At 42.6% G+C, this 12,024-nt stretch carries 9 protein-coding genes, 1 tRNA gene and 3 rRNA genes; 11 read left to right on the top strand and 2 right to left on the bottom strand.

All coding sequences use genetic code 11. From position 1 onward, the window contains the following. Window positions 1–54: 54 nt before the first annotated feature. The 4 genes from M2919_RS09860 to M2919_RS09875 are packed head-to-tail and all read left to right on the top strand — an operon-like array spanning window position 55 to window position 3,395. The gene (locus M2919_RS09860; RefSeq protein WP_248848790.1) at window positions 55–1,416 is read left to right on the top strand and encodes a bifunctional metallophosphatase/5'-nucleotidase; all 1,362 of its coding nucleotides are present in this window, start codon (window positions 55–57) and stop codon (window positions 1,414–1,416) included. Window positions 1,417–1,432: 16 nt separating this feature from the next. Beyond that, on the top strand, window positions 1,433–1,999 hold the full coding sequence (locus M2919_RS09865; protein ID WP_248848791.1) for a YutD family protein: 567 nt from the start codon (window positions 1,433–1,435) through the stop codon (window positions 1,997–1,999). Beyond that, window positions 1,996–2,766 (top strand): TIGR01457 family HAD-type hydrolase, encoded by a 771-nt coding sequence (locus M2919_RS09870; RefSeq protein ID WP_248848792.1) that lies wholly within the window; start codon window positions 1,996–1,998, stop codon window positions 2,764–2,766. Before M2919_RS09865 ends, M2919_RS09870 begins: the two co-directional genes overlap by 4 nt. Beyond that, on the top strand, window positions 2,763–3,395 hold the full coding sequence (locus tag M2919_RS09875; protein ID WP_248848793.1) for a TIGR01906 family membrane protein: 633 nt from the start codon (window positions 2,763–2,765) through the stop codon (window positions 3,393–3,395). The genes M2919_RS09870 and M2919_RS09875 overlap by 4 nt, the downstream gene beginning before the upstream one ends. Before the next feature lie 35 nt (window positions 3,396–3,430). On the opposite strand, the gene M2919_RS09880 is transcribed toward M2919_RS09875, so the two are convergent. Beyond that, complete coding sequence (locus tag M2919_RS09880) at window positions 3,431–3,928, bottom strand: phosphatidylglycerophosphatase A family protein (RefSeq protein WP_248848794.1); 498 nt, start codon at window positions 3,926–3,928, stop codon at window positions 3,431–3,433. Next, the gene (locus M2919_RS09885; RefSeq protein ID WP_248848795.1) at window positions 3,929–4,951 is read right to left on the bottom strand and encodes an NAD(P)/FAD-dependent oxidoreductase; all 1,023 of its coding nucleotides are present in this window, start codon (window positions 4,949–4,951) and stop codon (window positions 3,929–3,931) included. It abuts the gene before it with no gap. Window positions 4,952–5,116: 165 nt separating this feature from the next. Between M2919_RS09885 and M2919_RS09890 the strand changes: the two genes are divergently transcribed. The 7 genes from M2919_RS09890 to M2919_RS09920 all read left to right on the top strand — a co-directional run bounded on the left by M2919_RS09890 (window position 5,117) and on the right by M2919_RS09920 (window position 12,022). Beyond that, the gene (locus tag M2919_RS09890; RefSeq protein WP_248848796.1) at window positions 5,117–5,701 is read left to right on the top strand and encodes a peptidylprolyl isomerase; all 585 of its coding nucleotides are present in this window, start codon (window positions 5,117–5,119) and stop codon (window positions 5,699–5,701) included. A 13-nt stretch (window positions 5,702–5,714) separates the two neighbouring features. Next, window positions 5,715–6,083, top strand: coding sequence for a CvfD/Ygs/GSP13 family RNA-binding post-transcriptional regulator (locus M2919_RS09895; protein ID WP_248848797.1), 369 nt, complete (start codon window positions 5,715–5,717; stop codon window positions 6,081–6,083). Window positions 6,084–6,144: 61 nt separating this feature from the next. Further along, window positions 6,145–6,531 carry a hypothetical protein gene (locus tag M2919_RS09900; RefSeq protein ID WP_126760599.1) on the top strand — a complete coding sequence of 129 codons (387 nt, stop codon included), beginning with the start codon at window positions 6,145–6,147 and terminating at the stop codon, window positions 6,529–6,531. A 491-nt stretch (window positions 6,532–7,022) separates the two neighbouring features. Next, a 16S ribosomal RNA gene (locus tag M2919_RS09905) occupies window positions 7,023–8,582 on the top strand. Window positions 8,583–8,829: 247 nt separating this feature from the next. Beyond that, window positions 8,830–11,744 (top strand): 23S ribosomal RNA (locus M2919_RS09910). A 77-nt stretch (window positions 11,745–11,821) separates the two neighbouring features. Next, window positions 11,822–11,937: ribosomal RNA gene (gene rrf, locus M2919_RS09915) — 5S ribosomal RNA — on the top strand. Together the 16S, 23S and 5S rRNA genes with 1 tRNA gene alongside form the textbook arrangement of a ribosomal RNA operon. Before the next feature lie 11 nt (window positions 11,938–11,948). Then, window positions 11,949–12,022: transfer RNA gene (locus M2919_RS09920), tRNA-Asn, on the top strand. Window positions 12,023–12,024: the final 2 nt, after the last annotated feature.

Here is a 12,024-nt window from a genome sequence, read left to right on the forward strand (position 1 = left end):
GACTATTCTTAGGATTAAGAATAGTCTTTTATTTCAAAGAATTCAGGTGGATAAATGTCACAATTTACAATTCTACATACGAACGATTTACATTCACATTTAGCTCACTGGCCTGCTATTCGGCGCTTTTTAAACCAGCGAAAACAAGAATTAGAAGCAAAAGGACATACTGTGTTGACGGTGGATTTAGGTGATTTTTCAGATCGTATTCATCCGTTAACAGAAGCAACCAGTGGACAAGCGAATGTTCAATTGATGAATCAAGTGGCGTATGACTATGCAACAATTGGTAATAATGAAGGATTAAGTAATACAAAGGATGAGCTTAACGTTTTATATCAAGCAGCCGAGTTTGAAGTCGTCTTAGCTAATTTGTCCGACTGTGATACTCAGTCGCTCCCACATTGGGCAAAGTCTTATGCAGTCTATCCATTAGATAATGGCTTGAAGCTTGGTGTCGTTGGTTTGACGGCTCCTTTTCCATTCAGCTATAAACCAGCTGGTTGGTGCGTTCAGGAAGCCTGTGAGACATTAACGCATCTCGTTCCAAAGATGCTAAACGATTGCGATGAGATTTTATTATTATCGCATTTAGGAAAAGATGTAGACGATGAAATCGCGCGAGCGTTTCCTATGATCAAAATTATTTTAGGTTCCCATACACATCATCTTTATGAGCGAGGGAAATGGGTTGGAGAAACATTGATTGCGGCGGCTGGGAAATTTGGTTACGCCGTTGGTGAAGTGACGGCAGAAGTTACAGCCTTAGGACTTCAACCTTTACAGGCAAGAACTTATCCTTTAACAAGTTTACCTACGAATGTCACAGATGAAGCAGAAAGTGACGGTTGGTTTATGACCGGCAATCAAGAGCTACAAAAACAAACAATTGGCTATATAGATGAAGAATGGGATGTCGAGGGTGTATCAAGTACTTTTTGTCAAAAAAGTCTTGAAATAATACAAGATTATGCACAAGCGGATATTAGTCTTTTGAATACGGGGTTATTTTTAAAAGCCCTACCGAAAGGGAAAGTTACGCGTTACGACTTACATCAAAGTCTGCCGCATCCCATGCATTTAGTCCGTATTGCTGTGAAAGGAACGGAGTTAGTTGAAGTATTAGATGACTTGTATGAACAATCGTTCCAACATACGCACTACCCAATGATAGGTATGGGGTTTAGAGGGAAAGTGTTTGGTGATTTAGCATTTAGAGGAGTAACACGTCAAGCAGACGGTCGTTATTTCATTCACCAACAACCGTTAGAAGATGAGAGGGTGTATACAATGGTGACGGTCGATCATCTTATATTTATCCCCTTTTTTCCATTGCTTACTGAAAAAGGAGACGTGACGTCGCTTTGTCCTTCACTTTTAAGAGAAGTGGTTGGTCAAGCGATTAGAGATAATTAGAAAGGTCGTGACGAACATGACAGAAAAGAATATTCAAGAAGTGATTGACGAACAAGTACAAGAAACAGTAAAAGAACCGTTAAAATATATTGAAAAAATATCTGATACACATTATCGAATCAATCAAGACATATACGAACTAGTAAAAGATTATCGTGAATCTTTTGATATGAGTCTGTTTGATGAAAGATATAGTGACATTTTAAGAAAATATGATTTTATCGTAGGAGATATGGGCTACGAACAGCTTCGTTTAAAAGGGTTCTTTCATAATCATAAAAAAAGAACGCCTGTCGATCAACGCATCGAAACATTAGCTGATTATTTATACGAGTACTGTAATTTTGGCTGTGCCTACTTTGTGTTAGAAAAAATCCAAAGTGAACCTGAGAAAAAGAAAAAAGCAGCGGCTCATATTGATGAGAAAAAACAAACAGTCTCACAAAATAAAAATAAACGAAAAGGTAAAATACGAAAAAAAACTGGTAAGAAACAAGATGACCAGCGTAAAGAAGAGACTTCAAAACCAACGCGTAATTTTACTATTCGACAAACAGATGAAAAGGGAGCAACAGAGAAATGACATATCAAGGTTATTTAATTGATTTAGATGGGACGATTTATCGTGGGAATGAACTGATACCAGCAGGCAAACGTTTTATCGAAACATTACAAGCTAAAAATATTCCTTTTTTATTTGTCACGAACAATACGACACGTCGCCCCAAAACCGTTGTTGAAAGTTTGCGAGATGCGTTTGATATTCATGTGGAAGAAGAACAAGTTTATACCGCTTCATTGGCAACTGTCGATTATATGAAGCAAAAAAATCTTGGCAATAAAGTGTATGTTGTAGGTGAGGAAGGGCTTGTTAATCCTATTGAAGAGGCGGGCTATATTTGGGATGAAGAGAATCCAGATTATGTCGTTGTGGGATTAGATAAAGAGATTTCTTATCATAAAATGACGCTAGCGACCCTAGCTATTCAAAACGGCGCGCATTTTATAGGAACAAATCCTGATAAAAACATTCCAACTGAGCAAGGACTGTTGCCAGGCGCAGGCTCTATGGTACGATTTTTTAAAACGACCACTGGAGTCGACCCAGTATATATCGGAAAACCATATCATTATATTTTAGACGGAGCTCTAGCTCGCCTAGGTTTAAAAAAAGAGGAAGTCATCATGGTGGGTGATAACTATGAAACAGATATACAAACAGGGATTCAAAATGAGATGGACACCTTGCTCGTCTTAACAGGATTTACTCAAAAAGAAGAAGTGGCTTCTCTTCCAATAGCGCCAACTTATGTTTTGGACAGTCTGGATGAATGGAGTAACAAGCTATGATGAAATGGCAAGAGCGGACCTATCTTACCATCGTTTTATTATTTTTTATTTCGTTAGCAATTACGTTAACGATTAATGCGGTTCCCCTTTATAAGTTTGATATTTCGTTTTTGAATATTCTTGATCAGGTTGATTTAAGCGAAAAAGATTTATTAAGAAATTATCGTGCCTTGTTAGGATATTTAAATATCCCGTGGAATACAACACTTTCACTACCTGATTTTCCTGTTTCAGCATCAGGTGCTTTACATTTTTATGAAGTGAAACGCTTGTTTTTATTAAACTACGCCGTATTACTTTTATCTTTCTTTCCAGCTATTTGGTTTATGCATTATTCTTGGAAACGCAATGAATGGTGGCGTTTTACGCGATTTTTCCAATTAGCCGCGATTGTGCCAGTTGTGTTAGCCTTTTTTATGTTTGTAGGATTTGATACCTTTTTTGTGTTATTTCATCAGTTATTTTTTAATAACGATGCGTGGCTTTTCGATCCAGTAACAGACCCCATTATAACCGTCTTACCAGAGATGTTTTTCATGCACTCTTTTGTGTTAGCGATTATATTGTTTGAACTGTTTGTGGGGATTGCTTATGTTCAAGGAAAACGTCAATGGCGCGTCATAAATTAAAAAGAGTTGCGATTTTCATCATCGCAACTCTTTTTTTATGATTCAATACCTTCTTTGGCATGTGCTAGACGACTGGCAGCAGCGGCAGCTATCGCACCGACAATATCATCTAAAAATGTATGAACGTGCCCACTATTTTTGTCGTTTAGTTTTTCAAGGATACCTGGTTTTACTTTATCAATATAACCATAATGGGTAAAACCAATTGACCCGTATACGTTGACAATCGATAGCGCCATGATTTCATCGATTCCATACAACCCTTCATCGCTCGTCACGATTTCTTGAAGTGGTTCAAGCAATGCTTCTTTTTCCGCTAATATATCAAGTTGAATCCCTGTCACAATAGCATTTTGGACTTCTCTTTTTTTCAAGACGTTATCAACATTTTCAGCACAGGTTTTTAAATCCAGATTTTCAACGTAGGGAGCTTGTAAAAAATGGACGAGTTCCGCTATATCATCAACGGAAACACCACGTTCATTGAGTAAGTTGCGTGCTGTCATTTCTAAAATGTTTTTATCTGTTACCATTTAGTTTCCTCTTTTCTCTGTTCTGTTTTTTTCGAATAAACTAGTACTATGTCCAGGTTGGACACGTAAATCAGGATTAGCAAAATGTAACGCATTATTAACAGCTGTGGGAGCTTCGCCAAAACCAGTAGCAATGAGTGCCACTTTCCCATCGTACGTTACGATATCACCGCAGGCATAAACACCTGGAATATTGGTAGACATATCGCTATTTACCGAAATAGATTGTTTGTTTAAATCGAGACCCCAATTTTTAATAGGGCCTAGAGAAGAACTGTAACCATAATTGACGATTAATTCATCAATCATCAACGTTTCCTTCAAGTCTTCTTTCGGGTTATGTAAGGTAACAGTGTGAATTTGACCTTCCTCGTGTTCGATTGCTTGAATGACGTAAGGAGTGTGAACTTGAACGGACGATTGTTTTAGTAAGTCGACACTATGTTCAAGTGCGCGAAATTGATTACGACGATGCACGACATGCACGGTCTTGGCGATATTTTCTAAAGTAAGCGCCCAATCAATAGCAGAATCACCACCGCCAGCGATTAATACTTCTTTATCTCTAAAACGCTCAAGATTAGTAATATGATAGTGCATAGATTTTTGCTCACACGGTTCAATGTCGTCTATTTTTAGTCGACGTGGTTGGAAAGAGCCGTTTCCAGCTGCAATGATCACTGATTTTGTTATATATAATCCTTTTGATGTCGTTACTTCGAGCAATTGGTTTTCTAGAGGCTCAATGTGTTTAACCGTCTCTTCTAAGTGAATATCATGATTAAACATATCTATTTGCTCGTGAAGATTAGTAACTAAATCTTTGGCTTTTATATGTGGAAAGCCAGCGACATCATAAATTTCTTTTTCAGGATATAACATTGTTAGTTGACCACCTAGAGCGGGTAAACTTTCAATAATCATCGTTTTTGCTTGTCTCATTCCAGCATAAAAGGAAGCAAACATACCAACAGGTCCACCACCGATAATAATAATATCGAATATCTCTTTTGTTTCAGTCATTAAGAAAAGACCTCCATCTTTTTCATTTATCTACCTTATCCTTTCATATTATAGTGAAAATTTAAAGATAAGCCAAACTTTTTATTTTAAAACTTTATGATAGTAAAAAGAGAAATTATTGGGTATGATAGTAAAGAACAGTTAATTTGAAGAGGAGCGATAAATATGAGTTACCCACAATTAGATTTACAAAATCAACAAGGTCCAAAAGCGACAATCAAAACCAATAGAGGCGATATTCAAATAGTATTATTCCCAGAACACGCCCCTAAAACAGTTGAAAACTTTATTGAATTATCAAAAAAAGGTTATTATGACGGTGTTATTTTTCATCGCGTTATTCCAGAATTTATGATTCAAGGTGGCGACCCAACAGGTACAGGTATGGGTGGTGAGAGTATTTATGGTGAAGCATTTGAAGATGAGTTTTCAGATAAATTATTCAACCTTAAAGGGGCTCTTTCTATGGCGAATGCAGGCCCAAATACAAACGGTAGTCAGTTCTTTATCGTTCAAAGCAATCAAATGCCTGATAATATGATTGGACAAATGCAAGATGCAGGTTTTCCTGAAGAAATCATAGAAGCTTACCGAAAAGGCGGTACACCTTGGTTAGACTTCCGTCATACAGTCTTTGGTCACGTATTAGATGGGATGTCGGTTGTGGAAGAAATCGCGAACGTTCAACGTGGCCCACAAGACAAACCTGTCCATGATGTGGTCATCGACACGATCGAGATTACTTTATAATTGAGTGATGGTCATGACGTATAAAATAGGAGACATTGTAACAGGTGTCGTGACAGGTATACAACCATACGGAGCGTTTGTTTTAGTGGATGATGAGTTTCAAGGCTTAATCCATATTTCGGAAGTGAAATCAGGTTATATCAAAGATATTGCAGAATATCTTGAAATTGGACAGGAGGTAACTGTCCAAATTATTGATATAGATGAGTATACAAAAAAATGTAGCCTTTCCTTAAGAAGTCTTAGCCAAGAAAATTACACGCGACGCTATCGAAAAAAGCATTTCTTTACGCATCCACATCATGAGATAGGCTTTCAATCATTAGCGGATAATATGCCAGCTTGGATTGAGGAAGCCATGACACGCCTTTCAGATAAATAAGTGTTTTTTTTCTGAAAATATGTTATAGTTGATTAAAAAGGTTGGCAAATGTTGGAAATCAATGAAAACAGAGGTGGAAGTTGTGGGGAATCAACTTGTTGCTGGAACAGTGATATTAAATGGTGTAGATGGAAGTAAAAAGTTTTTAGTGAAGCAAAATCAAACAGAATTTGATTTTATCATGACCACAATTGAAGAAACTTACACAAGTTTAGCCTCAATTCTTCATCGTTTAAAAACAGATGTATTAGTTGATGTCACAAATTTGAATTTAGTTGAATTAACAAATGTGCAGGTCGATGATAAGAAGATACCATTATATGTTTTTGAAATTGATGAAAATCAAGAAGTGAAAAACATTGCGAAGTCTTTTCAATGGGAAACACCTGAAACTCTACGCAAAGTCTTAAGTCGAGGTCAAGTGACTGGCGTTCCAATCTTTCAATAATTCATACTTGCAAATGTCTAGGAAGTTTGATATAGTATTTATCAGCACAAATATTATATTAATCGTTCCTAGCTTTTTTTATTTTAATAGTTGACATTGATATTAATTATGTGCTAAGATTTAAAAGTTGTCGCTTTTAAAAGCGACGGCAAAAAAACAAATAATATTTTTTCAAAAGATAGTTGACGGATTCAACTAATCGTGATATTATTTAGAAGTTGTCACAAACGACAACGAAAAAAACAAATAAAAAATAATTTCAAAAAAGTTGTTGACACAGTCAACTAACTGTGATATTATTTAGAGGTTGTCACAAACGGCAACGAAGTAGACCTTTGAAAACTGAACAAAGTAAGACGAACCAAATGTGTAGGGCGTTTTTACAAGTGTAAAAACAAACACAATTTTACAGTTTTTTATAAAAACTGATAGTGAAGTCAATTCGCTAGCAAACAACAAATGAGCTAAACATCTTCGGATGTTATCATACTTTTAATGAGAGTTTGATCCTGGCTCAGGACGAACGCTGGCGGCGTGCCTAATACATGCAAGTCGAACGCTTCTTTTTCACCGGGTGCTTGCACCCACCGAGAAAGAGGAGTGGCGGACGGGTGAGTAACACGTGGGCAACCTGCCCATCAGAGGGGGATAACACTTGGAAACAGGTGCTAATACCGCATAATTCTTTTTGTCGCCTGACAGAAAGATAAAAGACGCTTTCGGGTGTCACTGATGGATGGGCCCGCGCTGCATTAGCTAGTTGGTGGGGTAACGGCTCACCAAGGCCATGATGCATAGCCGACCTGAGAGGGTGATCGGCCACACTGGGACTGAGACACGGCCCAGACTCCTACGGGAGGCAGCAGTAGGGAATCTTCGGCAATGGACGAAAGTCTGACCGAGCAACGCCGCGTGAGTGAAGAAGGTTTTCGGATCGTAAAACTCTGTTGTTAGAGAAGAACAAGTGAGAGAGTAACTGTTCTCACCTTGACGGTATCTAACCAGAAAGCCACGGCTAACTACGTGCCAGCAGCCGCGGTAATACGTAGGTGGCAAGCGTTGTCCGGATTTATTGGGCGTAAAGCGAGCGCAGGCGGTTCCTTAAGTCTGATGTGAAAGCCCCCGGCTCAACCGGGGAAGGTCATTGGAAACTGGGGAACTTGAGTGCAGAAGAGGAGAGTGGAATTCCATGTGTAGCGGTGAAATGCGTAGATATATGGAGGAACACCAGTGGCGAAGGCGACTCTCTGGTCTGTAACTGACGCTGAGGCTCGAAAGCGTGGGGAGCAAACAGGATTAGATACCCTGGTAGTCCACGCCGTAAACGATGAGTGCTAAGTGTTGGAGGGTTTCCGCCCTTCAGTGCTGCAGTAAACGCATTAAGCACTCCGCCTGGGGAGTACGGCCGCAAGGCTGAAACTCAAAGGAATTGACGGGGGCCCGCACAAGCGGTGGAGCATGTGGTTTAATTCGAAGCAACGCGAAGAACCTTACCAGGTCTTGACATCCTTTGACCACTCTAGAGATAGAGCTTTCCCTTCGGGGACAAAGTGACAGGTGGTGCATGGTTGTCGTCAGCTCGTGTCGTGAGATGTTGGGTTAAGTCCCGCAACGAGCGCAACCCTTATTGTTAGTTGCCATCATTCAGTTGGGCACTCTAGCGAGACTGCCGGTGACAAACCGGAGGAAGGTGGGGATGACGTCAAATCATCATGCCCCTTATGACCTGGGCTACACACGTGCTACAATGGACAGTACAATGAGTTGCGAGACCGCGAGGTTTAGCTAATCTCTTAAAGCTGTTCTCAGTTCGGATTGCAGGCTGCAACTCGCCTGCATGAAGCCGGAATCGCTAGTAATCGCGGATCAGAACGCCGCGGTGAATACGTTCCCGGGCCTTGTACACACCGCCCGTCACACCACGAGAGTTTGTAACACCCAAAGTCGGTGAGGTAACCTTCGGGAGCCAGCCGCCTAAGGTGGGATGGATGATTGGGGTGAAGTCGTAACAAGGTAGCCGTATCGGAAGGTGCGGCTGGATCACCTCCTTTCTAAGGAATATTACGGAAACTACACAGTTCGTTCTTACTTTGCTCAGTTTTGAGAGGTTTACTCTCAAACATTATAGTTGTTCATTGAAAACTGGATATTGAAGTAAAATTTTTACAACAAACCGAGAACACCGCGTTGAAAGAGTTTTTAACAATTAAGTTCAAAACGCTAAACAATGAGGATTGGTGGAACTAACTATCGCTAGTTAGCGGAAGCCAAAAGCCTAACACTTTGTGTTAGCAATGAGGTTAAGTGAAGAAGGGCACACGGTGGATGCCTTGGCACTAGAAGCCGACGAAGGACGGGACTAACGCCGATATGCTTTGGGGAGCTGTACGTAAGCTATGATCCAGAGATTTCCGAATGGGGCAACCCAGCAGCTTTCATAGGCTGTTACTTTTACGTGAATACATAGCGTATTAGAGGTAGACGCAGAGAACTGAAACATCTAAGTACCTGCAGGAAGAGAAAGAAAATTCGATTTCCTTAGTAGCGGCGAGCGAAACGGAAAGAGCCCAAACCAACAAGCTTGCTTGTTGGGGTTGTAGGACTCAGCCATGGTAGTGTTGAATGATAGTCGAATCGACCTGGAAAGGTCAGCCGGAGTGGGTAAAAGCCCCGTAGGCGAAATCAGTCGCACACCTATGAGTATCCTGAGTACGGCGGAACACGTGAAATTCCGTCGGAATCCGGGAGGACCATCTCCCAAGGCTAAATACTCTCTAGTGACCGATAGTGAACCAGTACCGTGAGGGAAAGGTGAAAAGCACCCCGGAAGGGGAGTGAAATAGAACCTGAAACCGTGTGCTTACAACAAGTCAAAGCCCGTTAATGGGTGATGGCGTGCCTTTTGTAGAATGAACCGGCGAGTTACGATTGCGTGCGAGGTTAAGCTGAAGAAGCGGAGCCGTAGCGAAAGCGAGTCTGAATAGGGCGAATGAGTACGTAGTCGTAGACCCGAAACCATGTGATCTACCCATGTCCAGGTTGAAGGTGCGGTAAAACGCACTGGAGGACCGAACCCACGTACGTTGAAAAGTGCGGGGATGAGGTGTGGGTAGCGGAGAAATTCCAAACGAACTTGGAGATAGCTGGTTCTCTCCGAAATAGCTTTAGGGCTAGCCTCGGACGTGTAGAATAATGGAGGTAGAGCCACTGTTTGGACTAGGGGCCCATCCCGGGTTACCGAATTCAGATAAACTCCGAATGCCATTATTTCTGTCCGGGAGTCAGACTGTGAGTGATAAGATCCATAGTCGAAAGGGAAACAGCCCAGACCACCAGCTAAGGTCCCAAAATGTATGTTAAGTGGAAAAGGATGTGGGGTTGCACAGACAACTAGGATGTTGGCTTAGAAGCAGCCACCATTTAAAGAGTGCGTAATAGCTCACTAGTCGAGTGACCCTGCGCCGAAAATTTACCGGGGCTAAACATACTACCGAAGCTGTGGAACGTTCCGTATGGAACGTTGGTAGGAGAGCGTTCTAAGGGCGTTGAAGGTCGATCGTGAGGACGGCTGGAGCGCTTAGAAGTGAGAATGCCGGTATGAGTAGCGAAAGACAGGTGAGAATCCTGTCCACCGTATGACTAAGGTTTCCTGGGGAAGGCTCGTCCTCCCAGGGTTAGTCGGGACCTAAGCCGAGGCCGATAGGCGTAGGCGATGGACAACAGGTTGATATTCCTGTACCAGTAGTATTTGTTTGAGCAATGGAGTGACGCAGGAGGTTAGGAGAATCCACGCAGTTGGAAAAGCGTGGCCAAATAGTGAGTCAGGTGATGAGTCAAATGCTTATGACCGAGTTGACAAGCTATGATGGGGAGGGAAGTTTAGTACCGAAGTCTCTGACATCACACTGCCAAGAAAAACTTCTAGTGAGAAGACTGCTGCCCGTACCGCAAACCGACACAGGTAGTCGAGGAGAGCATCCTAAGGTGAGCGAGCGAACTCTCGTTAAGGAACTCGGCAAAATGACCCCGTAACTTCGGGAGAAGGGGTGCTGACGCAAGTCAGCCGCAGTGAATAGGCCCAGGCGACTGTTTATCAAAAACACAGGTCTCTGCAAAATCGAAAGATGACGTATAGGGGCTGACGCCTGCCCGGTGCTGGAAGGTTAAGAGGATGGGTTAGCTTCGGCGAAGCTCAGAATTGAAGCCCCAGTAAACGGCGGCCGTAACTATAACGGTCCTAAGGTAGCGAAATTCCTTGTCGGGTAAGTTCCGACCCGCACGAAAGGCGTAACGATCTGGGCACTGTCTCAACGAGAGACTCGGTGAAATTTTAGTACCTGTGAAGATGCAGGTTACCCGCGACAGGACGGAAAGACCCCATGGAGCTTTACTGTAATTTGATTTTGATTGTTTGTGACACATGTACAGGATAGGTAGGAGCCTAAGAAGACGGTACGCTAGTATCGTGTGAGGCGCTGGTGGGATACTACCCTTGTGTTATGACCAATCTAACCCGCAGCACTTATCGTGCTGGGAGACATAGTCAGATGGGCAGTTTGACTGGGGCGGTCGCCTCCTAAAAGGTAACGGAGGCGCCCAAAGGTTCCCTCAGAATGGTTGGAAATCATTCGAAGAGTGCAAAGGCAGAAGGGAGCTTGACTGCGAGACCAACAAGTCGAGCAGGGACGAAAGTCGGGCTTAGTGATCCGGTGGTTCCGCATGGAAGGGCCATCGCTCAACGGATAAAAGCTACCCTGGGGATAACAGGCTTATCTCCCCCAAGAGTCCACATCGACGGGGAGGTTTGGCACCTCGATGTCGGCTCGTCGCATCCTGGGGCTGTAGTCGGTCCCAAGGGTTGGGCTGTTCGCCCATTAAAGCGGCACGCGAGCTGGGTTCAGAACGTCGTGAGACAGTTCGGTCCCTATCCGTCGCGGGCGTTGGAAATTTGAGAGGAGCTGTCCTTAGTACGAGAGGACCGGGATGGACACACCGCTGGTGTACCAGTTGTTCTGCCAAGAGCATCGCTGGGTAGCTACGTGTGGCCGGGATAAACGCTGAAAGCATCTAAGCGTGAAGCCCCCCTCAAGATGAGATTTCCCATTTCTTTAAGAAAGTAAGACCCCTGAGAGACGATCAGGTAGATAGGTTGGGAGTGTAAGTGTAGCGATACATGTAGCGGACCAATACTAATCGGTCGAGGACTTAACCACAAGCGGTAAGTTCAAGTCAGTTGTAAAAAACTTCAAATCCAGTTTTGAGTGGACAACACTCAAAAACATAGCCCAAGTGTGGTGGCGATAGCAAGAAGGATACACCTGTTCCCATATCGAACACAGTAGTTAAGCTTCTTAGCGCCGATGGTAGTGGGGGGTTGCCCCCTGTGAGAGTAGGACGTTGCCACGCTTGTGTTTTATTCCGGCATAGCTCAGTTGGTAGTAGCGCATGACTGTTAATCATGATGTCGTAGGTTCGAGTCCTACTGCCGGAGTT

The organism is Vagococcus lutrae (genome assembly GCF_023299185.1).
GTDB classification, from domain to species: Bacteria; Bacillota; Bacilli; order Lactobacillales; family Vagococcaceae; genus Vagococcus_A; species Vagococcus_A lutrae.

Excerpts from the sequence above, each read along its gene's own strand:
- M2919_RS09860 (WP_248848790.1), top strand. The coding sequence starts at position 55 with ATGTCACAATTTACAATTCTACATACGAACGATTTACATTCACATTTA.
- M2919_RS09865 (WP_248848791.1), top strand. The coding sequence starts at position 1,433 with ATGACAGAAAAGAATATTCAAGAAGTGATTGACGAACAAGTACAAGAA.
- M2919_RS09870 (WP_248848792.1), top strand. The coding sequence starts at position 1,996 with ATGACATATCAAGGTTATTTAATTGATTTAGATGGGACGATTTATCGT.
- M2919_RS09875 (WP_248848793.1), top strand. The coding sequence starts at position 2,763 with ATGATGAAATGGCAAGAGCGGACCTATCTTACCATCGTTTTATTATTT.
- M2919_RS09880 (WP_248848794.1), bottom strand. The coding sequence starts at position 3,928 with ATGGTAACAGATAAAAACATTTTAGAAATGACAGCACGCAACTTACTC.
- M2919_RS09885 (WP_248848795.1), bottom strand. The coding sequence starts at position 4,951 with ATGACTGAAACAAAAGAGATATTCGATATTATTATTATCGGTGGTGGA.
- M2919_RS09890 (WP_248848796.1), top strand. The coding sequence starts at position 5,117 with ATGAGTTACCCACAATTAGATTTACAAAATCAACAAGGTCCAAAAGCG.
- M2919_RS09895 (WP_248848797.1), top strand. The coding sequence starts at position 5,715 with ATGACGTATAAAATAGGAGACATTGTAACAGGTGTCGTGACAGGTATA.
- M2919_RS09900 (WP_126760599.1), top strand. The coding sequence starts at position 6,145 with ATGAAAACAGAGGTGGAAGTTGTGGGGAATCAACTTGTTGCTGGAACA.